Annotated in this window: 21 protein-coding genes; 8 read left to right on the top strand and 13 right to left on the bottom strand. The window is 53.1% G+C overall.

Features of this window, described 5'->3' with window-relative positions:
• Positions 1-16 precede the first annotated feature (16 nt).
• From ubiA to malK, 5 genes are all read right to left on the bottom strand, one after another.
• Entirely contained in the window at positions 17-889 is an 873-nt protein-coding gene (ubiA, locus tag OGW44_RS00870; RefSeq protein ID WP_016155441.1) for a 4-hydroxybenzoate octaprenyltransferase, read from the bottom strand.
• 13 nt (positions 890-902) lie between these two features.
• A complete protein-coding gene (gene ubiC, locus OGW44_RS00865) occupies positions 903-1,400 on the bottom strand; it encodes a chorismate lyase (protein ID WP_016155346.1) in 498 nt (165 codons plus the stop codon).
• A 180-nt stretch (positions 1,401-1,580) separates the two neighbouring features.
• Positions 1,581-2,528 carry a maltose operon protein MalM gene (malM, locus tag OGW44_RS00860; protein WP_016155345.1) on the bottom strand — a complete coding sequence of 316 codons (948 nt, stop codon included), beginning with the start codon at positions 2,526-2,528 and terminating at the stop codon, positions 1,581-1,583.
• Between the two features lie 113 nt (positions 2,529-2,641).
• The gene (locus OGW44_RS00855) at positions 2,642-4,000 is read right to left on the bottom strand and encodes a maltoporin (protein ID WP_016155344.1); all 1,359 of its coding nucleotides are present in this window, start codon (positions 3,998-4,000) and stop codon (positions 2,642-2,644) included.
• Positions 4,001-4,176: 176 nt separating this feature from the next.
• Positions 4,177-5,286 (bottom strand): maltose/maltodextrin ABC transporter ATP-binding protein MalK, encoded by a 1,110-nt coding sequence (gene malK / locus OGW44_RS00850; protein ID WP_016155343.1) that lies wholly within the window; start codon positions 5,284-5,286, stop codon positions 4,177-4,179.
• A gap of 359 nt (positions 5,287-5,645) precedes the next feature.
• Here malK and malE point away from each other — a divergent pair, with 359 nt between their 5' ends.
• The 3 genes from malE (at position 5,646) to malG (ending at position 9,473) form a co-directional block, all read left to right on the top strand.
• Positions 5,646-6,836 (top strand): maltose/maltodextrin ABC transporter substrate-binding protein MalE, encoded by a 1,191-nt coding sequence (gene malE, locus OGW44_RS00845; protein ID WP_016155342.1) that lies wholly within the window; start codon positions 5,646-5,648, stop codon positions 6,834-6,836.
• 187 nt (positions 6,837-7,023) lie between these two features.
• Positions 7,024-8,568, top strand: a complete 1,545-nt coding sequence (gene malF / locus OGW44_RS00840; RefSeq protein ID WP_080860358.1) for a maltose ABC transporter permease MalF — start codon at positions 7,024-7,026, stop codon at positions 8,566-8,568.
• A gap of 14 nt (positions 8,569-8,582) precedes the next feature.
• Positions 8,583-9,473, top strand: a complete 891-nt coding sequence (gene malG / locus OGW44_RS00835; protein WP_003031677.1) for a maltose ABC transporter permease MalG — start codon at positions 8,583-8,585, stop codon at positions 9,471-9,473.
• 383 nt (positions 9,474-9,856) lie between these two features.
• Here the strand turns inward: malG and psiE are convergent, their stop codons facing one another.
• On the bottom strand, positions 9,857-10,267 hold the full coding sequence (gene psiE / locus OGW44_RS00830) for a phosphate-starvation-inducible protein PsiE (RefSeq protein WP_003031674.1): 411 nt from the start codon (positions 10,265-10,267) through the stop codon (positions 9,857-9,859).
• Between the two features lie 138 nt (positions 10,268-10,405).
• On the opposite strand from psiE, the gene OGW44_RS00825 reads away from it, so the two are divergent.
• Entirely contained in the window at positions 10,406-10,858 is a 453-nt protein-coding gene (locus OGW44_RS00825; protein ID WP_016155439.1) for an acyltransferase, read from the top strand.
• A gap of 34 nt (positions 10,859-10,892) precedes the next feature.
• Here the strand turns inward: OGW44_RS00825 and OGW44_RS00820 are convergent, their stop codons facing one another.
• The 5 genes from OGW44_RS00820 to pgi form a co-directional block, all read right to left on the bottom strand.
• Positions 10,893-12,989 (bottom strand): YjbH domain-containing protein, encoded by a 2,097-nt coding sequence (locus tag OGW44_RS00820; protein ID WP_103284356.1) that lies wholly within the window; start codon positions 12,987-12,989, stop codon positions 10,893-10,895.
• On the bottom strand, positions 12,989-13,726 hold the full coding sequence (locus OGW44_RS00815) for a capsule biosynthesis GfcC family protein (protein WP_137379685.1): 738 nt from the start codon (positions 13,724-13,726) through the stop codon (positions 12,989-12,991). The genes OGW44_RS00820 and OGW44_RS00815 overlap by 1 nt, the downstream gene beginning before the upstream one ends.
• Positions 13,723-14,361 (bottom strand): YjbF family lipoprotein, encoded by a 639-nt coding sequence (locus OGW44_RS00810; RefSeq protein ID WP_046275310.1) that lies wholly within the window; start codon positions 14,359-14,361, stop codon positions 13,723-13,725. The genes OGW44_RS00815 and OGW44_RS00810 overlap by 4 nt, the downstream gene beginning before the upstream one ends.
• A 63-nt stretch (positions 14,362-14,424) precedes the next feature.
• Positions 14,425-14,667 (bottom strand): exopolysaccharide production protein YjbE, encoded by a 243-nt coding sequence (gene yjbE, locus OGW44_RS00805; protein ID WP_003826562.1) that lies wholly within the window; start codon positions 14,665-14,667, stop codon positions 14,425-14,427.
• A 468-nt stretch (positions 14,668-15,135) separates the two neighbouring features.
• The gene (gene pgi / locus OGW44_RS00800; protein ID WP_016155434.1) at positions 15,136-16,782 is read right to left on the bottom strand and encodes a glucose-6-phosphate isomerase; all 1,647 of its coding nucleotides are present in this window, start codon (positions 16,780-16,782) and stop codon (positions 15,136-15,138) included.
• A 302-nt stretch (positions 16,783-17,084) separates the two neighbouring features.
• On the opposite strand from pgi, the gene lysC reads away from it, so the two are divergent.
• The 3 genes from lysC (at position 17,085) to OGW44_RS00785 (ending at position 19,827) form a co-directional block, all read left to right on the top strand.
• Positions 17,085-18,434 (top strand): lysine-sensitive aspartokinase 3, encoded by a 1,350-nt coding sequence (lysC, locus tag OGW44_RS00795; RefSeq protein WP_080860367.1) that lies wholly within the window; start codon positions 17,085-17,087, stop codon positions 18,432-18,434.
• A gap of 92 nt (positions 18,435-18,526) precedes the next feature.
• Positions 18,527-19,453 (top strand): ketopantoate/pantoate/pantothenate transporter PanS, encoded by a 927-nt coding sequence (panS, locus tag OGW44_RS00790; protein WP_019077880.1) that lies wholly within the window; start codon positions 18,527-18,529, stop codon positions 19,451-19,453.
• 101 nt (positions 19,454-19,554) lie between these two features.
• Positions 19,555-19,827 carry a YjbD family protein gene (locus tag OGW44_RS00785; protein ID WP_003826541.1) on the top strand — a complete coding sequence of 91 codons (273 nt, stop codon included), beginning with the start codon at positions 19,555-19,557 and terminating at the stop codon, positions 19,825-19,827.
• On the opposite strand, the gene rluF is transcribed toward OGW44_RS00785, so the two are convergent.
• Positions 19,824-20,699 (bottom strand): 23S rRNA pseudouridine(2604) synthase RluF, encoded by an 876-nt coding sequence (rluF, locus tag OGW44_RS00780; protein ID WP_016155331.1) that lies wholly within the window; start codon positions 20,697-20,699, stop codon positions 19,824-19,826. The genes OGW44_RS00785 and rluF overlap by 4 nt on opposite strands.
• Positions 20,700-20,767: 68 nt before the next feature.
• Positions 20,768-21,748, bottom strand: coding sequence for a transcriptional regulator FtrA (gene ftrA, locus OGW44_RS00775; protein WP_149382633.1), 981 nt, complete (start codon positions 21,746-21,748; stop codon positions 20,768-20,770).
• Between the two features lie 84 nt (positions 21,749-21,832).
• Between ftrA and OGW44_RS00770 the strand changes: the two genes are divergently transcribed.
• Entirely contained in the window at positions 21,833-22,252 is a 420-nt protein-coding gene (locus tag OGW44_RS00770; RefSeq protein ID WP_019077882.1) for a rhodanese-like domain-containing protein, read from the top strand.
• The last annotated feature ends 56 nt before the right edge of the window (positions 22,253-22,308 follow it).

Here is a 22,308-nt window from a genome sequence, read left to right as displayed (position 1 = left end):
GCAGGCTAAGCCAAACTCAAAAATGCCAGTAGCTCATCGCCAGCCCTAAGAACAGCACCAGACCGACGTAGTTATTGTTCATAAACGCTTTAAAACAGGCATCACGCTCGCGATTGACGATCAGTTTCTGCTGATATACAAACAGCGCGCCAGCCACCAGCAGAGACCAGTAATAACCCAGTCCCAGCCCGTTTAGCCAACCCACCAGCGCCATCAGCACCAGTACGCCCACCTGCAGGATACCAATAATCAGCTTGTCGTTTTGACCGAACAGAATCGCGGTCGATTTAATGCCGATCTTCAGGTCATCATCGCGGTCAACCATCGCATACTGCGTGTCGTAGGCCACCGCCCAGAGAATATTGGCGAGGAACATCAGCCAGCAGCTCAGCGGTACGGACTCGCTCACGGCGGCGAACGCCATCGGGATCGACCAGCCAAACGCCGCCCCCAGCACCACCTGCGGCAGGTGCGTATAGCGCTTCATGAACGGGTAAACCCACGCCAGCGCTAACGCCGCAACGGACAACAAAATGGTCATCGTGTTGAGCGTCAAAACCAGCAGGAAGGCCAGCAGTACCAATACGACGAACAGCGTTCGGGCCTCTTTTTCAGTGACGGCCCCGCTTGGCAGCGGTCGATTTGCGGTGCGTTTAACGTGTCCGTCAAATTTCCTGTCGGCATAATCATTCACCACGCAGCCGGCGGCGCGCATTAACCAAACGCCAGCGACAAAAACCGCCAGGATCCACATTTGCGGCATGCCTGGGGTTGCCACCCACAATGCCCACAGCGTAGGCCAGAGCAGCAGTAAGGCACCGATTGGCTTATCCGTACGCATCAAGCGGTGAAATGCCAGCAGCTTATTCTGCGTCAGACTCCACTCCATCTTTATCTTCCTCTCAGTACAACGGCGATGCAGGTAGAAAAAGCTCGGTAAGCATCAGCGGCTTACCGCTCAGCCGCAGGCGGGAACGGCGCCCCCACAGCGCTGCATCGCGGCCAATCTCAATAAAATCTCGGGTCAATGTCGATGATGTAAACAGGTAACGTCCGAGCGGGGTTTTCCCCAGATTTTGTAAGGCCAGCTCAGGGCCGCACAAGGTTGATTCAGGCACCACGGTCCGCCCGGCAAGCCAGGGTTCACCATCCGCGCATAACAGGATCTCACGTAACCAATAACGGGACTCTTTAGGCAGCAGCGGCAGCTCTTCAGGCACCTCATTTTGCCCAACGAATGCTTCGCGAATCAACGTTACGGTGACCTGTTTTCCCTGCTGCTCAAAACGTTTAGTCATGGAATCTTCCAGTAACAACCAGTCGAGCAGTTGGGCGTCCAGCGCCGGGATCGCATCAAAATAACGCAGCGCACGCAGTTGCGTTAACGCAGGGTGTGGCATGCCTTACTCTCCGATTTATAACTTGAAGGCATTGTATCGCAGAAAATGCATTACGGGGTGAGCAAACACAATTAAGTGATCGCCAGAGCAACATAAGTGTAACAATTAGCACCGAAGGATAAAAAAAGGTGCGCCAGGAGACGCACCAGTTGTTGCAAAATCAACAATGCGGGGCGATGTTTACCCCTTGCCTTTTACACTGCTGATAAAGGTGGATCGGGCAGATTTGGATCCCAGACGCTCAGCTTCATCAAGCAGCTTCAGCGCTTTATCGACATCGCCTTTCGCAACAGCATCCTTAATGCCCTGGTTAAAATAACTTTCCGTGTCGTTCAGCATCGGCTCACTTTTCTTCACCGGTTGTGGCGCTGGAGCAGCAACGGCTGCTGCCGGAGCCGCATAGGTCACCGCAGGCGCGGCGGTATTGCCCACCGTGACAGGACCAGGGCCGGATGAACCAAACAGCGGCCCGACCAGAACACTGGAGGAGGAGCTGGTTTTGACTTTCAGTTTCAGTAAACCGTCGGTGGTATGACGGGCGATCGGGTCTGGAATATCCGGAATAGCGTTACCTACGCCCTTGGCATAGGCTTTTGCCGGGTCAAGCAGGGTTGTGGTCTGCTGGAGATCTTTATCAGTGGTAAAGACCAAAACATAGAGTTTTTGCTGACCCAGCGCTGGCGTCAGACGCATTACCCCTTCCAGACGATCGGCACTCATCACACCGGGCTCCTGGTAGGTAAAATAGCTGCTGGGGAAGAACGCAGATGGCGTCATGTTTTGGTCAAGAATTAATACGTTTGGCGCAAATACGCTGGTTTGTTTATTCACTTCACTGGACAGCGTCAGGGTGAGCTCGCCAATATTCGCCGGGACGCTATACGCAGCGACCGGGCCAGTAATACCGGCGACATCCAGACGCTGACCCGCTGTCGCAAGCGGCGAAGACTGGGTTTTGGATTGATCAACAGGCGTCCAGGTTAACTGCTGCAGCGCCGCAGTGGGAATAGATGGGGCCGCGGTGGTGTTCTGCGGAACAATATTCACATCGGCCAGGCTGATGCCAGGTGCGCTGGCAAATAACCCTGCAGATAAACAAAGGGCAACGAGACTTTTCTTCATTTTCATTGTTATCACCTCAGATAGCATGGGTTCAGCGGTGGCCAGGCAATAGCGCGCTAAACCGTAATCAAGAGGGGCTTGCGCCCCTCTTTCGGTCTTTACGTCAGGTTAGTGCTGAATTACCACCAGATTTCCATCTGGGCACCGAAGGACCACTCATCGTTGTCGCCACGGCTGGTTGTGCTGAGACCAGAGTTCGTTGCAGCTGCGAATTTGGTTACGTCGTTACCATTTTTGATGTAACCCCACTCTTCATCCCATTTTGCATAGGTTGCGAAGACGCGGATTGCCGGACGAGACCAGATGCTGTCACCCGCCTGCCATTGTTGGGCCAGGGTGATTTTGTACTGGCTGTTGCGATCGCTGGTCTGCTGAGATTTGACGTTGTCGTAACCGACTTCCAGCAGGGTGCTCATGATTGGCGTCCATTTATACATCGGGCGAATACCGACGGTGTACCATTCGGTTCCCAGGTCGTTATCCATGTCGAGGTTCTGGTACATACCGACGTACATCAGGTCCCACTTGTCGCCCAGGGAGATTGCACCGTGGTCCAGCACGCGGAACAGGCTACCGTTGTTATTCACAACATTGTTGGCATAGTTGGTTTTAACGCCAGTAACGGGATCTTCAATGGTCGTAGTGGAAGAACCATAAGAACCCTGGTTCAGGCCTTTGCCCTGGGTGGTCATGGAATCTGTGGCGTACTGAACGACAAACTTGTTGTAGCCCTTCAGCATGCTCTGGGTATGTTCAGCGGTGAACATCCAACCATCTTTAGATGCGCCGTCCGCCAGCCTGTAATCGTCGGTGGTATTCGCGCGACCATAGTCAACGCCCAGTTCCAACATCCCATCCGGGTTAGTTGCCAACTGCGCTAAACGAACGTCAAATACATCGTTCGCGGTGTCTTTGGTACGATCATAGATATTCTGGCTGCTGAAAGCGTATGAACCACCCGCTTCCTGTGAACGGCTCGCTGCCAAAGACAGTTTACCGAAGCCCAGATCGATGTTTTCAATACCGGCGCCAGGACCTGAAATATCCCAGTAGTAGAAGTCGATCATGTGTACGTCATGACGCTGGTAGAAGCGCTTACCGGCCCAGATAGTGGAGCCTGGCAGCCATTCGATCAGGTTTTTACCCTGCACGTTTGCTTCACGGAATGCCGGGTCTGTGCCTTCCCAGTCATTCTGCTGTGCGACGGAGTAAGCAACGTTGGTGTCGAAGTAGAAGCTCTTATCGCCTTCTTTCCACACTTCCTGACCTAATTTGATTTCCGCATAGGTTTCACATTCGTTACCGAGACGGTATTTACTTTGTGCACCGGTTGCCTGGAAACACTGTTGTTCACCGCCACTCCCTGTCCAGCCAATACCGGAACGAGCGTAACCGTGGAAATCTACAGCCATTGCCTGAACAGACATAATGCCTGCTGCTACAGCAACCGCCAGAGGGAGTTTGCGCAGAGTAATCATCGTTCTATCTCCTGAGATCATTGCTTTTCTTTAAACGCGTCCCCCTTCGGGCTGCCTCTTTGTTGGCTGCGTTCTTTCACCCCAGTCGCGTACTCTTTGTACACTCCCGGGGATTCATTTACTTGCCGCCTCGATGTAGCTTCGAATGGCTTTGCGTTTCGTTTTTTATGGGGACCTTAAACGCCCGGCTCTTGATGCAACCGACGACATGCAGTGCCATCCTCACGGAACAGATGGCAACGCTCTGGCGGCAGGCCGATAGCGAATGTGGCACCCTCTTCTACCAACACCACGTCGTTCTGGCGGTAAACCAGGTTTTGACGGATGGCGGGGATCTGGATATGAATTTGAGTTTCGTGACCAAGCTGCTCGACCACCTGCACTTCACCTTCGAGGGTGACATCGGCGATATCGCTGGGCAGCAGATGTTCCGGGCGGATACCTAAAGACATGTTGGCACCAACCTGTACCGCATGGCTGTCCACTGGTAGCCATATTTGCTGGCGGTTGGGCAGTTCAACCTGCACCTGATCGATGGCCGTCCCGGTGACTTTCACCGGCAGGAAGTTCATCTTCGGCGAGCCAATAAAGCCCGCCACAAAGCGGTCAGCCGGATAGTGGTATAGCTCCAGCGGTTTGCCGACCTGCGCCACGCGACCGGCATCCAGCACCACAATTTTGTCGGCCAGCGTCATCGCTTCGACCTGATCGTGGGTGACGTAAATCATCGTGCGGCCCAGACGTTTATGCAGGCGGGAGATTTCAATACGCATTTGCACACGCAGAGCGGCGTCGAGGTTCGACAACGGTTCATCCAGCAGGAATACGCGCGGCTCGGCAACCAGCGTTCGGCCAATCGCCACACGCTGACGTTGTCCGCCGGAAAGCGCTTTCGGTTTACGCTCCAGCAGGTGCGCCAGTTGCAGAACTTCCGCGACCTGATTCACGCGCTGATTCATCACCTCTTTTTTTGCGCCAGCCAGTTTGAGACCAAACGACATGTTTTCTGCGACGGATAAATGGGGATACAACGCGTAGGACTGAAAGACCATGCCCACGCCGCGTTCGGCGGGGGGAATGTCGTTCATCCGGGTCTCCCCGATAAACAGGTCGCCACTGGTGATGGTTTCAAGTCCGGCGATCATACGCAGCAAGGTCGACTTACCGCAGCCTGACGGTCCGACAAACACCACGAATTCCCCTTCGTGAATGTCGAGATTGATATCTTTCGATACCACCACGTCACCCCAGGCTTTCGTTACATTTCGCAGCTGTACGCTCGCCATGCCCTTCTCCCTTCGTTACAACCTGTCATCGACAGCAACATTCATGATGGGCTGACTATGCGTGATCCCTTGACTGCGTGAATCCTCCACCCCCGGCTTTTTTATGGGGGAGGAGGCGGGAGGATGAGAGAACAGCGTCTGAGACCCGGGCCGTACGCCGCGGAGGAATTTCGTGATGCAGCCTGCAAAAATCAGTGGGTTTTTATGTGCGCCAGTACGCAATACTCACATTTATGTAACACAGATCACATAAAGAGCGGGTGGGGCGTAGGGGTAAGGAGGATGGAAAGAGGTTGTCGTATAAAGAAACTAGTAACCGTTAAGCCACCTCTGCAAAATCACCAAACAGGATGGGAACTATGAAAATCAAAACTGGCGCACGCATCCTCGCATTGTCTGCATTAACGACGATGATGTTTTCCGCCTCGGCTCTCGCCAAGATTGAAGAAGGTAAGCTGGTTATCTGGATTAACGGCGACAAAGGCTATAACGGCCTCGCTGAAGTGGGCAAAAAATTCGAGAAAGACACCGGTATCAAAGTCACCATTGAGCACCCGGACAAACTGGAAGAGAAGTTCCCACAGGTTGCCGCGACTGGCGATGGCCCTGACATCATCTTCTGGGCACATGACCGTTTTGGCGGCTATGCTCAGTCTGGCCTGCTGGCTGAAATCACCCCAGATAAAGCGTTCCAGGACAAACTCTATCCGTTCACCTGGGATGCCGTACGCTATAACGGCAAACTGATTGCCTACCCGATCGCGGTTGAAGCGCTGTCGTTGATTTACAACAAAGACCTCGTTCCGAACCCGCCAAAAACCTGGGAAGAAATTCCTGCGCTGGATAAAGAGCTGAAGGCGAAAGGGAAATCCGCGCTGATGTTCAACCTGCAAGAACCGTACTTCACCTGGCCGTTGATTGCCGCCGACGGCGGTTACGCGTTCAAGTTTGAAAATGGCAAGTACGACGTGAAAGACGTGGGCGTGGACAACGCGGGCGCAAAAGCAGGTCTGACCTTCCTGGTTGATCTGATCAAGAACAAACACATGAACGCGGATACCGATTACTCCATCGCCGAAGCGGCCTTTAACAAAGGTGACACCGCGATGACCATCAACGGTCCGTGGGCGTGGTCCAACATCGATAAGAGCAAGGTGAATTACGGCGTTGCCCTGCTGCCAACCTTCAAGGGTAAACCGTCCAAACCGTTCGTGGGCGTTCTGAGCGCAGGTATCAACGCTGCCAGCCCGAACAAAGAACTGGCAAAAGAGTTCCTCGAAAACTACCTGCTGACCGATCAGGGTCTGGATGAAGTGAATAAGGACAAACCGCTGGGCGCGGTTGCGCTGAAATCCTTCCAGGATCAGTTAGCGAAAGACCCGCGTATCGCGGCCACCATGGATAACGCCCAGAAAGGCGAGATCATGCCGAACATCCCGCAGATGTCCGCATTCTGGTATGCCGTTCGTACCGCAGTGATCAACGCTGCCAGCGGCCGTCAGACCGTCGATGCCGCGCTGAAAGATGCACAAGGTCGTATCACCAAGTAATACGGTTTCCCTTATTTCTTAGGGAATCAGGTTTATTGAATACGTTGTTACGCGAAATCATTCGCGCTACATCGAGGCGGCAAGGAGGCAAATCCCCAGGAGCTTACATAAGTAAGTGACTGGGGGGAGCTTCCGCAGCCAACAAAGAAGTAGTGCGAAGGATAAAGCGTAAAGAGGATTGATCCCCATGGATGTCATTAAAAAGAAACACTGGTGGCAAAGCGACCGACTGAAATGGTCAGTGATGGGTCTGCTTGGGCTGCTGGTCGGTTACCTTGTTGTTTTGATGTATGCTCAGGGGGAGTACCTGTTTGCCATCATGACGCTGATTTTAAGCTCTGCTGGCCTGTATATTTTTGCTAACCGTAAAGCCTACGCCTGGCGCTATGTTTACCCAGGCGTTGCAGGGATGGGGCTGTTTGTCCTGTTTCCGCTAATTTGTACTATCGCAATTGCCTTTACCAACTACAGCAGCACCAACCAACTGACCTTTGAACGTGCTCAGGAAGTCCTGATGGACCGTTCTTATCAGGCGGGGAAAACCTACAACTTCGGCCTGTATCCGGCGGGTACGGAGTGGCAACTGGCCCTCACCGACGGTGAAACTGGCAAGAATTATCTCTCCGACGCCTTTAAATTTGGCGGCGAACAGAAACTGCAGTTGAAAGAAGCCGAGGCGCTGCCAGAGGGCGAACGTGCGACGCTGCGTATCATCACGCAAAATCGCCAGGCGTTAACCCAACTCACCGCCATCCTGCCAGATGAAAGCAAAGTGATTATGAGTTCACTGCGCCAGTTTTCCGGCACGCAGCCACTCTATACGCTCGCTGATGACGGCACGCTCACCAACAGCCAAAGCGGCGTAAAATACCGCGCCAACAACGATATTGGTTATTATCAGGCAATTAACGCTGACGGTAGCTGGGGTAACGAAAAACTCAGCCCAGGCTATACCGTTGCCATCGGTTGGGACAACTTCACCCGCGTATTTACCGACGAAGGCATTCAGAAACCGTTCTTCGCCATCTTTGTCTGGACGGTGGTCTTCTCCGTTCTGACCGTGATCCTCACCGTGGCCGTGGGGATGGTACTAGCCTGTCTCGTACAGTGGGAGTCTCTCAAAGGCAAAGCGATTTACCGTGTCCTGCTGATTCTGCCGTATGCCGTACCGTCGTTTATTTCGATTCTGATTTTCAAAGGACTGTTCAACCAGAGCTTCGGTGAAATCAACATGATGCTGAGCGCACTGTTTGGCATCAAACCGGCCTGGTTCAGCGACCCAACCACCGCGCGTTCGATGATTATTATCGTCAACACCTGGCTTGGTTACCCGTACATGATGATCCTGTGCATGGGTCTGCTTAAAGCGATCCCTGACGACCTGTATGAAGCGTCGGCGATGGATGGTGCAGGTCCGTTCCAGAACTTCTTTAAGATTACGTTGCCACTGCTGATTAAGCCGCTGACGCCGCTGATGATCGCCAGCTTCGCCTTTAACTTTAACAACTTCGTGCTGATTCAACTGTTGACCAACGGTGGTCCAGACCGTCTTGGTACCACCACGCCAGCAGGCTATACCGACCTGCTCGTGAGCTACACCTACCGTATCGCCTTCGAAGGCGGCGGTGGTCAGGACTTCGGTCTGGCGGCGGCGATTGCCACGCTGATCTTCCTGCTGGTCGGTGCGCTGGCCATCGTGAACCTGAAAGCCACGCGTATGAAGTTTGATTAAGGGAGATAACGAACATGGCTATGGTACAACCCAAATCTCAGAAACTGCGTCTCTTAACAACGCACTTGCTGCTGCTGATTTTCATTGCAGCGATCATGTTCCCGCTGCTGATGGTTATCGCTATCTCGTTGCGTGAAGGTAACTTTGCCACCGGCAGCCTGATCCCGGAAAATATCTCCTGGGAACACTGGAAACTGGCGCTGGGCTTTAGCGTTGAACACGCGGATGGCCGCGTGACGCCGCCGCCGTTCCCGGTGCTGTTATGGCTGTGGAACTCGGTAAAAGTAGCCTCCATTACCGCGATCGGTATCGTGACGCTTTCCACCACCTGCGCTTACGCCTTTGCCCGTATGCGCTTCCCGGGCAAAGCAACCCTGCTGAAAGGGATGCTGATATTCCAGATGTTCCCGGCGGTGCTGTCTCTGGTCGCGTTGTATGCTTTGTTTGACCGCCTGGGCCAGTACATTCCGTTTATTGGTCTGAACACTCACGGTGGCGTGATCTTCGCCTATCTCGGCGGTATTGCGCTGCATGTGTGGACGATTAAGGGCTATTTCGAAACCATCGACGGTTCGCTGGAAGAAGCGGCCGCGCTGGATGGCGCAACGCCATGGCAGGCATTCCGCCTGGTGTTGCTGCCGCTTTCCGTTCCGATTCTGGCGGTCGTGTTTATTCTGTCTTTCATTGCCGCGATTACCGAAGTACCGGTCGCATCACTGCTGCTGCGTGATGTGAACAGCTATACCCTTGCGGTAGGTATGCAGCAGTACCTCAATCCACAGAACTATTTGTGGGGCGACTTTGCCGCCGCAGCTGTACTTTCAGCCATTCCTATCACTCTGGTGTTCCTGCTGGCACAGCGCTGGTTGGTCAACGGACTGACGGCGGGTGGTGTGAAAGGTTAAGTTTTACCGAAGTAACTGCCCGGCAACGGGCAATGCCACTGCAACCCTCAACTTATGTTATCCCAACCTGTGACTGTTATTCGGCGCTCTACGGAGCGCCCTTTTTTTATGTTATTTTGCATTACGCTTACGATTATTTCCTTTCGTGCCCCCCATCACTGCAAATCAATTTTTCGCCTGAAACTCGACAAATTAAACAGAATTAGTTTGGCGCAGGCGTTATCGCCATCGGCGTGATCAACCTAAGCTTTACCGTATTGGCGATCATGACGGTGGATAAATTTGAAGAACTGTGGGAACCCGCGGCGGAGAAAACCCAGCCGGCCTCTGCGCAGTAATTTTTACCCAAAACACGCCGCAGCCCAATTGCGGCGTGTTGTCTTTTACTCTCGCTTCAGCCGTTTGGAATTACACAGCCACAGGGTGATCACCAGCAGCAGGATCGCCGCAGAATAGATCAGCACATCCATCGGCGCTTTATGATCGACAATGATCAGCCGCACAATCGCAGTGATCCCGATATAGACAAAGTAGCGCAGCGGAAAGTGAAAACCTGACTGAAAGTACTTCACAATCAGCGCGATAAATTCAAAGTAGAGAAAGTAAACCACCAGCCCTTCCACCAGTTCATACTTGCTGGTTTGTTCCGGCGCGAACAGCACATCCGCCAGATGCAGCGTTTCTTTCCCGAGGAATACGACCAGGATCAGGCCCAGACTCAGCAACCCCAGATTCAACACGGTCTGTAAAATAGTGGAGATAAACTCCACGCGCGGACGAGATAGCGATGTCATAACAGCACCTCTTACTCAGTGGCAAGGTTCCTGTATAACGCAAAAATGTGACAGAGATCTACATTTTTTGTTTATATTTTGTGCAAGAAAGGTCAGCAGGGAATGATGTATGTCACGACACATTTCACAGGATGAATTATGCAGCTCAGACAATCCGCTGTTCGCAACGTTACCTGCGGTGAGAACGTGGTGATCTATGAACCCGCAAATCTCTACGACTGCACATTAGGGGACAACGTTTTTGTCGGACCATTTGTTGAAATCCAGGGTAATACGCAGATTGGCGCAGACAGCAAAATTCAGTCGCACACCTTCATCTGCGAATATGTCACCCTCGGCGCTCGCTGTTTTATCGGTCACGGCGTGATGTTCGCCAACGATATGTTTCGCGAAGGAAAACCCAATGCCGACCGCAACAGTTGGGGACGTATTACGATTGGCGACGATGTCTCGATCGGCAGCGGAGCGACCATTCTGGCGGTCACTATCTGTGATGGCGTGGTCGTCGGCGCGGGGAGCGTGGTGACCAAATCGATCACCGAGAAAGGCGTGTATGCGGGAAATCCGGCAAAATTATTACGTCGTTTATAGAGCCGGATAAGCGCAGGTCTCATCCGGCCATCTATCAGCGGAAGTTTTCACTCCTGTCGCTGGTCATGTCGTACAGACCAAACTTACGTCCAAGCTGCTGACCGCCATCGCGTGTTAACGGCGTCCAGCCAATCGCCGCACGACTGCGGGTTGGGCCTGACGAGAACAGATCCAGCGGCACAGAAACGTACACCCCTTTGGTAAAATCACCCTCTCCGTACTCATCCGGCGAGGCGTCGGTGATGGTCGCATAGCCCCCCACCACTACGCCGCTGTCAAAGCGTTTCGCCACTTCCAGCGTTCCGCCCTTATCCCCCGCCAGATACTGCCCCACGCTGGCTTTCACCAGTACATCCTGGGCGAACGAAGGATTCCAGTAAGCCGTCAAATGCCCGGTCTTCACGCTGTAGTCGGTAAACTTCATCATGTCCTGCGCGCTACGCCAGTCACGCTGTTTCACGTAGTTGGCATCAACACCAAACGCCCAGTTGCTGTCCAGCGGGCGATACAGCACTTCTGCTCCCGCTCCGCCGTACATAGTTTCCAGGTAGCCACCGTAAACCTGTCCGTAGAACCCGTTTCCGAGTGACTGGAAGTAGTTGGCCTGCAGGTTATTCACGTAGACATCGTTTTGCACATACTCACGCACATGGGTACGCACGCGTGGTAAATGCGAATCCTGCGGCGGGTTGGTGTAGTTAAACTTGTCATAGTTATTGGCGAGGTTGGCGAACAAACTCCCGGTGGTCAGCAGATGATCGGTAACCCACAAATCCGCCGTTCCCATCACGCCCAACTGATACATATAGAAGTTTTCCGGGCCGCCCACCGACTGATTTAGCACCGGATCGATATGGAAATTGAAGCGTGACTTATCAATATACCAGCCCTGCTCGGTCGTTTTCGGTACCACGGGCTCGACGCGTTTTTGTGCCAGTTGAGTTTCATGGCCCAACGGCTCGCCTTCCAGATGGCGCTTGAGGCTGGAAACCTCCGTTTCGGTCGTCACCTGCGGCAAGTTAAGGCGGTTTTCCGTAATGCGGATCGTGCGGATCCCATCGGGAAGATCGTTCATCACGATCCGGTTAGCACGCTCGATCCCTTCGCGCGAATCACGGTATTTCACCTGTTCACCCGTTACATACAGCGTATCGCCCTGCACCTGAATTTTAGGATCCGCCAGCCCGGCATTATATTTCAGCAGCGTTAACTGATTCGCCACCACCGAATGTTGCAGGATGGCATCCTGCGGCTGTGGTTGATATTTCGGGCGGGTATTGTCGTTATAGTTTGGTCGCAGATCGTTAAAGTTAGTCCGCAGCGTGACCCCAAACATCAAGGTGTTCCCGCGCTCATAGCTGAGGTTAACGTCGGCCCAATCGGTGACGCGATAAATAGCGCCGACGTTAAACTTGCTCTTCTGATCCAACTTGCCGGCAAAATCCTGCTGGTAATTATTACCTTCATACTCCAGTTTCAGGCGCAGCGGCTGCCAGGGAGTCTGATACTCTACGCCGCCAAACAGCGACGCCGGGCCGTGGAACATCTGGCTACCGTCAACAGAACCGGCCTGCTTGTAGCTGTTATCGCGATGGCAGAATTTATCACTGTATGAGCAAAACGGATTGCTAACGTTGCCGCTGGTCCCGAGATATCCCCAGCCAAGGCCGAGAGAGAAATCAAACGGGCCCCAGGCTTTGTTCGCCACCACATACTCCGCATCAAACAGGCCGGTACCACCGATATCCCGCGCGCCAACCGCCACCTGCGGCATCCAGTAGCTCTCTTCCCACAGGCGAAGTTTGAGATCAAAAGCCTTATCTTTATAAGTCTGATCGCCAGAAAACGACTCCACGCCGCTGTATTTTTTGGTACGCACATCGGTATAGCGCAGGGTAGTTTCCAGCCAGGGGAAGAGTTGTACCGACGCAGAGTAGTAACGATATTGATCGTTATCGCGGTAGTTAAGGCTCATTTCGCCTTCACGCGCCATGCGTGCGGTTGGGGTTTGCAGCAGTCCCACGCCGCCAAAATCGGACTGGGAAGGTCCAATGGGCGCGGGCCAGGTTTCACCATGGCAGGCAACGCTTACGCCCAGCGCCAGTAAGCTGAGCAGATAAGTTTTTCTCATTATTCGGGTATCCGCTGGGTCAGGGTGCGAAGAATGTCGGCATTGATTTCATCCGGGGTGCTGCGCCAGACAGCATCAGAGAGCCCGACAAAAATGATGCTGCCGGGCATCGGCTCAACGTGACGTTTGTTCCAGTAGGCGACCGGGACTTTTTGCGTGCGTCCGTCGGGATAGATGACCCAGGCGTAGCTACGATCTGCGCCGCTGAGCCGACGTTGCCCATCGAGATAGCTGGCGATATCGCGCCCGGGCATAAACGGTTGTTTACCCGGATGACTTAGCAGGCCAAACAGCGTTATATCCGTTGGCTGCGGTCCGACCCACAGCGTGTAATTGCCCTGCAACGGCGGGTTGCCTCGCTCACTGACGCGCACAACATCCGGGTCGAGATTAATCTTCTGTCTGCCGGTCACCTTCAGCGCCTGAATTTGTCGGCGTAATGCGTTGATAGCCGCGGCATCGTCACCCCTTTCTTCAGCGCTGAGCATCGCCAGACGAGCCAGTAATGCCTGCTGCTGACGCTCTGCTTCCGTCGTTGCCCGCTCTTCGCTGATAACCGCTCCTGGCCACCAGCTATTACTCAACCGCGGCTGCCCAACCAGGTCGAGCAGATGTTCGGCCCCGGTCAACGTTTTTGGCTCTTCGCTGGCGGAGGTAAAGACCTTAACGCTACCCGCAGCAAAAACTGACGCAGTGCTCAGGCTCAATAGCAGCGCCACAACGGCTCGTTTCATCATGATTTTGCCGCCTTAATCAGCGTGGTTTTCACCGGGAAGTAACGTGCGCCAAGATACTGTTCCGATTGGCGAATCTGCCCTTCGCTGTCGATCCAGTAGCGGTTATGCCAGCGCGTTTGATCGGTGGTGACTTCTTCGTCAAGGATTCGTACTGGCGTATCTTCGCTACCAACCTTAATGGTGTCAGTGCCATCCCATTCGAAAACCGAGCGGGCGGTGGCATAGCGCACCTGCTGATGTTCGGTCCAGCCCATCGTGCGGGTCCACGTTGCCCCATCGACTATCTGGTTTGGTTTGATGAGCGGATCTGCCGCGAGATTATTCACCTCGATCAGGTTATCCCCGCCGAGATGCGTTTTCACCATGCGCCCAGACTGCGTGACGAGAATGGCCCGATCCTGAGTCACCCATTTCTGCTGTCCGTTTTCCGCGAACGCGAGTACCACAAACAGCTGAGGGCCGCCGTTGAGCTGCATGTACTGGCTGGCGTAGGGCATATTTTTGATTTCATCGTCCGTCATCTGTACGCCGGGAGTACCAAACACGCTATCCCATAGCGAATGACCCAGCCCTTCGGTGGTGGCTGAGCACGCCTGCAATAACAGGCAAACCATTATCAGCGCTGGTCGCTTCACGACATTTCTCCGCAGCGGCAAAATAACCACACCGAAGTGTGGTTAGAATTAAACGTACCGGTATTACTGGGTACTGGTAGTTGTGGTGGTTGTGGTTCCGGTGTTAGAACCATCGCCGCCACCGGTTGCCGCAAGGGCAACCCCCACCGCAGAACTTACGGTGCTCACGCTGGTTGCGGAGGAACTTCCTGCCGAAACCGACGCGGCAGCCGACCCTGCAGCTTCACCCACCTGAACGGGGGCAGCATAGACAGAAGTCGCCGCAAGCGCAGATATAGCCCAAAGGCCATACAGAACTTTTTTCATCACAAATTCCCTTCATTGTATGAATGGAGATTTACCCAAAAGAATTTCGGGCGAGATCGAGTATACACAAGCCAAAGTGTGCAAATTACGCCAGGCGGGAATTTAGGATAATTAGATAGCAAGAAATAAAATGATTAAAGGCAGATAATTAAATCAATACAATCATAAAGTTAAAATATAAAAACAAAAACACAACATCCGGTAATTCTGAAAAAACCAGAAACACGATAACGTTGAATGAATTATTTTAGGATTAAGCTCAATAAAGGTGTAAAGCAAAAACGTAGATATTCTGGCGCCAGATTATAAAAAAGCCGATATTAATATCGGCTTTTTTATAAGTAATCTGCAAATTCATTCGAATTGCAGCAAGGCGGCAAGATCGTTAATCCCCGGGAGCATAGATAGCTATGCGACCGGGGTTAACGAACGCAGCCAACAGCGCTGCGGCTCGAAGGAAGAAGCAGATTAACGCCAGGACTTATAACGGTTAATCAAACCGTTAGTTGAGCAATCATGGCTGGTGATTTCTTTATCATCATTCAGCTCTGGCAGAATGCGATTCGCCAGCTGTTTGCCCAGCTCAACGCCCCACTGGTCAAAGGTGAAGATATTCAGGATCGCGCCCTGAGTGAAGATTTTGTGCTCGTACAGCGCAATCAGCGCACCCAGGCTGAACGGTGTGATTTCGCGCAGCAGGATGGAGTTAGTTGGACGGTTACCTTCGAACACTTTGAACGGCACAACGTGGTCAAGCGTTGCCGGATCTTTACCCTGGTCGCGGTATTCCTGCTCAACCACTTCACGAGATTTACCAAAAGCCAGCGCTTCGGTCTGAGCGAAGAAGTTAGACAGCAGTTTCGGATGGTGATCCGACAGCGGGTTGTGGGTGATTGCCGGAGCGATGAAATCGCACGGAACCATTTTGGTACCCTGATGAATCAGTTGGTAGAACGCATGCTGACCGTTAGTACCCGGCTCACCCCAGATGATTGGGCCTGTCTGGTAATCCACCGCATTGCCGTTACGGTCAACGTATTTACCGTTGGATTCCATATTGCCCTGCTGGAAGTAGGCCGCGAAACGGTGCATATACTGGTCGTACGGCAGAATCGCTTCGGTTTCAGCACCGAAGAAATTGTTGTACCAGATACCGATCAGCGCCAGCAGCACCGGCAAGTTTTTCTCCGCCGGAGTGGTGGAGAAGTGTTTGTCCATGGCGTGCGCGCCAGAGAGCAGCTCAACAAAGTTGTCGAAGCCCACAGAAAGGATGATGGACAGACCGATTGCAGACCACAGGGAGTAACGACCGCCAACCCAGTCCCAGAACTCGAACATATTGGCGGTATCAATACCGAACTCGCCAACCGCTTTACCGTTAGTGGAGAGCGCTGCGAAGTGTTTAGCAACGTGCTTGTTGTCGCCAGCGGTCGCCAGGAACCAGTCGCGCGCGCTGTGGGCGTTAGTCATGGTTTCCTGAGTGGTGAAGGTTTTGGAAGCGACCAGGAAAAGCGTAGTCTCCGGATTCACTTTCTTCAGCACTTCGGCAATGTGCGTACCATCGACGTTAGACACAAAATGCATGTTCAGGTGATTTTTGTACGGGCGCAGCGCTTCGGTCACCATGAACGGGCCGAGGTCTGAACCGCCGATACCGATGTTCACGACATCAGTAATGGCTTTACCGGTATAGCCTTTCCAGCTTCCGGAGATAATCGCTTCAGAGAAGGATTTCATCTTCTCAAGCACCGCGTTCACTTCCGGCATCACATCTTTGCCGTCAACGATGATTGGAGTGTTGCTACGGTTGCGCAGCGCCACGTGCAGCACGGCACGATCTTCAGTGCGGTTAATTTTCTCACCGGAGAACATGGACTTGATGGCGCCTGCCAAATCGGTCTCTTTCGCCAGATCCTGCAGTTTAGCCAGCGTCTCTTCAGTGATGCGGTTTTTGGAGAAATCCACCAGCATCAGATCGTCAAACGTAGCGGAAAATTTAGCGAAACGATCACTATCTTTCGCGAACAGATCCGCGATAGTAACGTCTTTCATCTCTTCAAAGTGTTTTTGTAGTGCCTGCCAGGCTGAGGTCTGCGTTGGATTGATGTTTTTCATTAGCAATACTCTTCTGATTTTGAGAATTGTGACTGAGATCGATTGTAACGCCAGTCACAGAAAAGTGTGATTGTTTTAATGCCATCGCCCTTGTATCCATCGAACCAGGGTAAAAAGTATAGATGTTATAAGCGCTGTTACTGAACGGAAACGCAGCATGAAAAATCCGCATAATCCCAGCGTTGACAGTGCAAGCTACACATTTTATTTATAAATACGGTATTTGCATTTGCGCCTGCACCGGTTTTCGTTCTGCCTTATGTGCCATGGTCGCTCTATTCATTCCCTGACACGAGGTAGTTATGACTGATGTAGTTGTCTCCAAGTTTGGCGGTACCAGCGTGGCGGATTTTGATGCCATGAATCGCAGCGCTGATGTGGTACTTTCTGATGCTAACGTCCGTGTAGTGGTACTTTCCGCTTCCGCTGGAATTACCAACCTGCTGGTCGCACTGGCTGAAGGGCTGGAGCCAACCGAGCGCTTCGAAAAACTCGACGCCATTCGTCAAATTCAGTTCAATATTCTGGAACGCCTGCGTTATCCGAACGTAATTCGTGAAGAGATTGAACGTCTGCTGGAAAACATCACCACGCTGGCAGAAGCGGCGTCACTGGCGACCTCAACCGCCCTGACCGACGAACTGGTCAGCCACGGTGAACTGATGTCTACCCTGTTGTTCGTCGAAATCCTGCGTGAACGCAGCGTGCAAGCGCAGTGGTTTGACGTGCGTAAAGTGATGCGCACCAACGATCGTTTTGGTCGCGCAGAACCCGACGTCGCGGCGCTGGCTGAACTGGCAACGCTTCAGTTGGCCCCGCGTCTGAGCGAAGGTCTGGTAATCACTCAGGGTTTTATCGGCAGCGAAGGCAAAGGCCGCACCACCACGTTGGGGCGCGGCGGTAGCGATTATACAGCCGCCCTGCTGGCCGAAGCGCTGCACGCAACGCGCGTCGATATCTGGACCGATGTTCCAGGCATTTACACTACCGATCCGCGCGTTGTTCCTGCAGCGCAGCGTATTGATGAAATCGCCTTTGAAGAGGCCGCAGAAATGGCGACCTTTGGCGCGAAAGTGCTGCACCCGGCAACCCTGTTGCCGGCCGTACGTAGCGATATCCCGGTATTTGTTGGCTCCAGCAAGGATCCAAAAGCAGGCGGTACGCTGGTCTGCAATAAAACCGCGAATCCACCGCTGTTCCGTGCGCTGGCGCTACGCCGTAAGCAGACGCTGCTGACGCTGCATAGCCTGAATATGCTGCACTCTCGCGGCTTTTTAGCAGAAGTGTTCGGCATCCTTGCACGCCACAATATCTCGGTAGATTTAATTACCACATCAGAAGTCAGCGTGGCGCTGACGCTGGATACCACCGGTTCAACCTCCACCGGCGATACGCTGTTAACGCAATCTCTGCTGATGGAACTGTCTGCCCTGTGCCGGGTTGAAGTCGAAGAAGGCCTGGCGCTGGTGGCGTTGATTGGCAACGACCTGTCCAAAGCCTGCGGCGTGGGTAAAGAGGTGTTTGGTGTACTGGAGCCGTTCAACATCCGCATGATTTGCTACGGCGCGTCCAGCCATAACCTGTGCTTCCTGGTGCCCGGTAGCGAAGCCGAACAGGTGGTACAGAAGCTGCATCATAATTTGTTTGAATAATATTTCATCACGCGATAAACAATAACTATAGCCGGGCTCGAACCCGGCTTTTTTATAACAACACAACACATTTCAATCGCAAGGAAGATAACATGCTCGCTACTCTCACGCGGCTGTTCCCGTTATGGGCGCTGCTGCTCTCTGTTATTGCGTATTACACGCCCTCCACCTTTACGCCTGTCGGGCCATTCGTACCGTCGTTGCTGATGCTGATCATGTTCGGCATGGGCGTTCACCTGAAGGTGGACGACTTTAAACGCGTACTTTCACGCCCCGCACCGGTCGCGGCGGGTATTTTCCTGCACTATCTGGTGATGCCGCTCGCCGCATGGATTTTGGCACTGGCATTTAATATGCCGCCGGAACTGTCGGCAGGGATGGTGCTGGTCGGTAGCGTCGCCAGCGGAACCGCATCGAACGTCATGATCTATCTGGCAAAAGGTGATGTGGCGCTCTCCGTGACTATTTCATCGGTTTCAACGCTGGTCGGCGTTGTCGCCACGCCGCTGCTGACACGGCTGTATGTCGACGCGCATATCCAGGTGGATGTGATGGGTATGCTGCTGAGTATTCTGCAGATCGTGGTCATTCCGATTGCTTTGGGACTGGTCATTCACCATCTGTTCCCACGCGTCGTAAAAGCCGTGGAACCGTATCTACCGGCGTTTTCTATGGTGTGTATCCTGGCGATCATCAGCGCCGTCGTGGCGGGGTCCGCCTCGCACATTGCGTCTGTCGGCTTTGTGGTGATTATCGCCGTGATCCTGCATAACACCATTGGCTTGCTCGGCGGCTACTGGGGCGGAAAACTGTTTGGTTTCGACGAGTCAACCTGTCGTACGTTGGCTATTGAAGTGGGCATGCAGAATTCAGGGCTTGCCGCTGCGCTGGGCAAAATCTACTTTGGCCCGCTTGCGGCGCTGCCCGGCGCGTTGTTCTCGGTCTGGCATAACCTTTCCGGTTCGCTGCTGGCAGGTTACTGGTCCGGTAAACCGATTGAAGAAAAAGAACGCCGCTAATTGGCGGCGGCAGGCCGGATAGCGGCTAACACCTTATCCGGCCTACCCAGCCTCTGCACTTTGCCGTACACTGCGGATATCGGCTAACAGAGGGCACCCTTATGGCACTCCCCCGCATTACCCAAAAAGAGATGACCGAGCGCGAACAGCGTGAACTGAAAACGCTGCTCGACCGCGCGCGCATTGCGCATGGTCGACTGCTGACCAACGCTGAGACCAACAGCATCAAGAAAGAGTACATCGATAAACTGATGGCCTTGCGCGAAGCAGAAGCTAAAAAAGCCCGCCAGTTGAAGAAAAAGCAGGCTTACAAACCGGATGCGGAAGCATCATTTTCCTGGTCAGCGAATACGCCAACGCGCGGCAGACGTTAACGCCCTTTCTTCTTACGCCCCGGCGAGGTAAAACGCTTCCCGTTTGCCGCCGGGCGCGATTTCTCTTTCTCAGCCGATTTTTCGATTTTCACCACCGGGCGCTTAATGCCTGCGGTTTTTGGCTTCGCTTTTGCCTTCGGTTTGGCTTCTGAGGACGAGTTCTCAATCAGCTTGAACAGGTCGATCAGTTCGTCATCCGTCAGGTCGCGCCATTCACCCAGCGGCAGGCCGGACAGACCAACGTTCATGATACGTGTACGCTCAAGCTTAGTAACTTCATAGCCAAAGTGCTCGCACATACGACGGATCTGGCGGTTCAGCCCCTGAATCAGCGTGATGCGAAACACAAACGGCGCTTCTTTCTTGACCTTACATTTCTTGGTAACGGTGCCAAGGATTGGCACACCGGCACTCATCCCACGGATAAAGTCATCAGTGACCGGCTTATCTACCGTCACCAGATACTCTTTTTCGTGATCGTTACCGGCACGCAGGATTTTATTCACCAGGTCGCCGTGGTTGGTCAGAAAGATAAGCCCCTGGGAATCTTTGTCCAGACGACCGATTGGGAACACGCGCTTGCTGTGGTTAACGAAATCAACAATGTTGTCGCGTTCGCTGTCTTCAGTGGTGCTGACAATCCCTACCGGCTTGTTCAGCGCGATAAAAACCAGATCTTCCGCTTCACGCGGCTCAATCAACCGACCATTCACTTTTACGACGTCGCCAGGCATCACCTGATCGCCAATGGTGGCGCGTTTACCATTCAGGAAGACATTCCCTTGTTCGATAAAGCGATCCGCCTCGCGGCGCGAGCAGATTCCGCTTTCACTGATGTATTTATTTAATCGGATGGATGAGTCGGGCAGCATAATTTCTCCTTTGACAGCGAAATATACCCTACCTTGCGGGGGATAAAAAAGCAGAGTGTGAAAATGTGCTATCGCATCTGATTACGTAATGCTTGCGGGCTGATACCAAATCGTTTTTGAAAGTGGTAACGCAAAGAGTTTGCGCTGCCGAACCCGGTTTGCTGCGCGATCTGCTCAATACTGATATGGGATGTATTGAGCGCCTGCTGCGCACGGTTTAGCCGTTCATTCATCAGCCAACGTGCGGGAGTAAGCCCCGTTGACTCCTGGAATCGCCGCATCAACGTTCGGGGACTCATACCGACCTGGCTGGCCAGAGCGTCAAGGGTATGCTTCTGCGCGATATTGTTATGTAACCAGTCAAGCAAAAGACCAAAACGCTGGCTTTCCCGACTGCGGGCAACAGGACGCAGTTGCTGCTGAGTCTGGCTGCCATCCCTGTGGGGCTGCAGCACCAGGCGACGGGCCACGTTATTGGCAACCTCAAGTCCAAAATCAGTGCGCACCACATGCAAACATAAATCAATCCCTGCCGCACTACCTGCCGAAGTGAGCACGTCGTGGTGACCGACATACAGGACATCTTCCACGACGTTGATGGCGGGAAAGCGTCGCTGGAGTTCACTGACGTAACGCCAGTGCGTCGTCGCCTTACGGTCATCCAGCAAACCTGCCGCAGCCAGAACAAATACACCAGAACAGATAGAGATGACTCGACAACCGCGTTGATGTGCTTCACGAAGCGCATCGCATAATGTTTCCGGGACCGGTGAGTTCACTTCACGCCAGCCAGGAATGACAATAGTGTCTGCTTCCTGCAGCAATTCATATCCACCGTCCACCACGATACGAACCCCGCCAGTTGCCCTTAATTCACCTTGATCAACCGAAGCCACGGCAAAACGATACCAGCTCTCTCCCAGTTCAGGTCGCGGAAGCCCAAAAACTTCCACTGCGACGCCAAACTCGAAAGTACATAGCCCGTCATAAGCGAGTGCAACGACCAACGGGCGAGAAGATGTTGTCATGATCCTGGCGGAATCTGTCATGGTCAGAGGGTGTTTCAAGGTTAATTTTTTGATGAGATAAGAGGTAACACAACAGCTGATTTCACCACAAGAGAAAACAACACTATGAGTACCGTAACTGATATTCCAGCCGCTTCATCTGCACAAGCTATCGCCCATTTCCAGCAACGTCTGAATATGGAGACGGATTGTTCTGACGTTCATTCCGCGATGGCTGCTGACGACAAAGATTTTGTGCTTTTACATGTGGTGGGGAGTGCAGAGAGTTTTTCCCGTTGTCATATCCCTGGCGCGATTCATCTTCCCCATCGACTGATAAATACGGAATCCTTGAAAAAATGGCCACAGGACACACTGTTTGTCGTCTATTGCGCTGGCCCACACTGTAACGGGGCCGATCGCGCGGCGCTGAAGTTGGCGCAGCTAGGTCGACCGGTGAAAATAATGATTGGTGGTATTAAGGGCTGGGAGGACGAAGGCCTGGCGTTTGCCACTACGCAAAAGGACGCTGTTTCAATAGATTGATCGTTGTTAAGTCCGAACGGATTTTTCCAACAGGAGGTTGTGGTTAACCCGTTCGG

It is taken from the genome of Citrobacter sp. Cb023, assembly GCF_030336805.1.
GTDB classification, from domain to species: Bacteria; Pseudomonadota; Gammaproteobacteria; order Enterobacterales; family Enterobacteriaceae; genus Citrobacter; species Citrobacter braakii.
The sequence above is the reverse complement of the archived record's forward strand: the minus strand, read 5'-3'. Positions and strand labels throughout refer to the sequence as shown.

Bases quoted from the DNA above. Each gene is read 5' to 3' on its own strand.
- ubiA (WP_016155441.1), bottom strand. From the start codon at position 889: ATGGAGTGGAGTCTGACGCAGAATAAGCTGCTGGCATTTCACCGCTTG.
- ubiC (WP_016155346.1), bottom strand. From the start codon at position 1,400: ATGCCACACCCTGCGTTAACGCAACTGCGTGCGCTGCGTTATTTTGAT.
- malM (WP_016155345.1), bottom strand. From the start codon at position 2,528: ATGAAAATGAAGAAAAGTCTCGTTGCCCTTTGTTTATCTGCAGGGTTA.
- OGW44_RS00855 (WP_016155344.1), bottom strand. From the start codon at position 4,000: ATGATTACTCTGCGCAAACTCCCTCTGGCGGTTGCTGTAGCAGCAGGC.
- malK (WP_016155343.1), bottom strand. From the start codon at position 5,286: ATGGCGAGCGTACAGCTGCGAAATGTAACGAAAGCCTGGGGTGACGTG.
- malE (WP_016155342.1), top strand. From the start codon at position 5,646: ATGAAAATCAAAACTGGCGCACGCATCCTCGCATTGTCTGCATTAACG.
- malF (WP_080860358.1), top strand. From the start codon at position 7,024: ATGGATGTCATTAAAAAGAAACACTGGTGGCAAAGCGACCGACTGAAA.
- malG (WP_003031677.1), top strand. From the start codon at position 8,583: ATGGCTATGGTACAACCCAAATCTCAGAAACTGCGTCTCTTAACAACG.
- psiE (WP_003031674.1), bottom strand. From the start codon at position 10,267: ATGACATCGCTATCTCGTCCGCGCGTGGAGTTTATCTCCACTATTTTA.
- OGW44_RS00825 (WP_016155439.1), top strand. From the start codon at position 10,406: ATGCAGCTCAGACAATCCGCTGTTCGCAACGTTACCTGCGGTGAGAAC.
- OGW44_RS00820 (WP_103284356.1), bottom strand. From the start codon at position 12,989: ATGAGAAAAACTTATCTGCTCAGCTTACTGGCGCTGGGCGTAAGCGTT.
- OGW44_RS00815 (WP_137379685.1), bottom strand. From the start codon at position 13,726: ATGATGAAACGAGCCGTTGTGGCGCTGCTATTGAGCCTGAGCACTGCG.
- yjbE (WP_003826562.1), bottom strand. From the start codon at position 14,667: ATGAAAAAAGTTCTGTATGGCCTTTGGGCTATATCTGCGCTTGCGGCG.
- pgi (WP_016155434.1), bottom strand. From the start codon at position 16,782: ATGAAAAACATCAATCCAACGCAGACCTCAGCCTGGCAGGCACTACAA.
- lysC (WP_080860367.1), top strand. From the start codon at position 17,085: ATGACTGATGTAGTTGTCTCCAAGTTTGGCGGTACCAGCGTGGCGGAT.
- panS (WP_019077880.1), top strand. From the start codon at position 18,527: ATGCTCGCTACTCTCACGCGGCTGTTCCCGTTATGGGCGCTGCTGCTC.
- OGW44_RS00785 (WP_003826541.1), top strand. From the start codon at position 19,555: ATGGCACTCCCCCGCATTACCCAAAAAGAGATGACCGAGCGCGAACAG.
- rluF (WP_016155331.1), bottom strand. From the start codon at position 20,699: ATGCTGCCCGACTCATCCATCCGATTAAATAAATACATCAGTGAAAGC.
- ftrA (WP_149382633.1), bottom strand. From the start codon at position 21,748: ATGACAGATTCCGCCAGGATCATGACAACATCTTCTCGCCCGTTGGTC.
- OGW44_RS00770 (WP_019077882.1), top strand. From the start codon at position 21,833: ATGAGTACCGTAACTGATATTCCAGCCGCTTCATCTGCACAAGCTATC.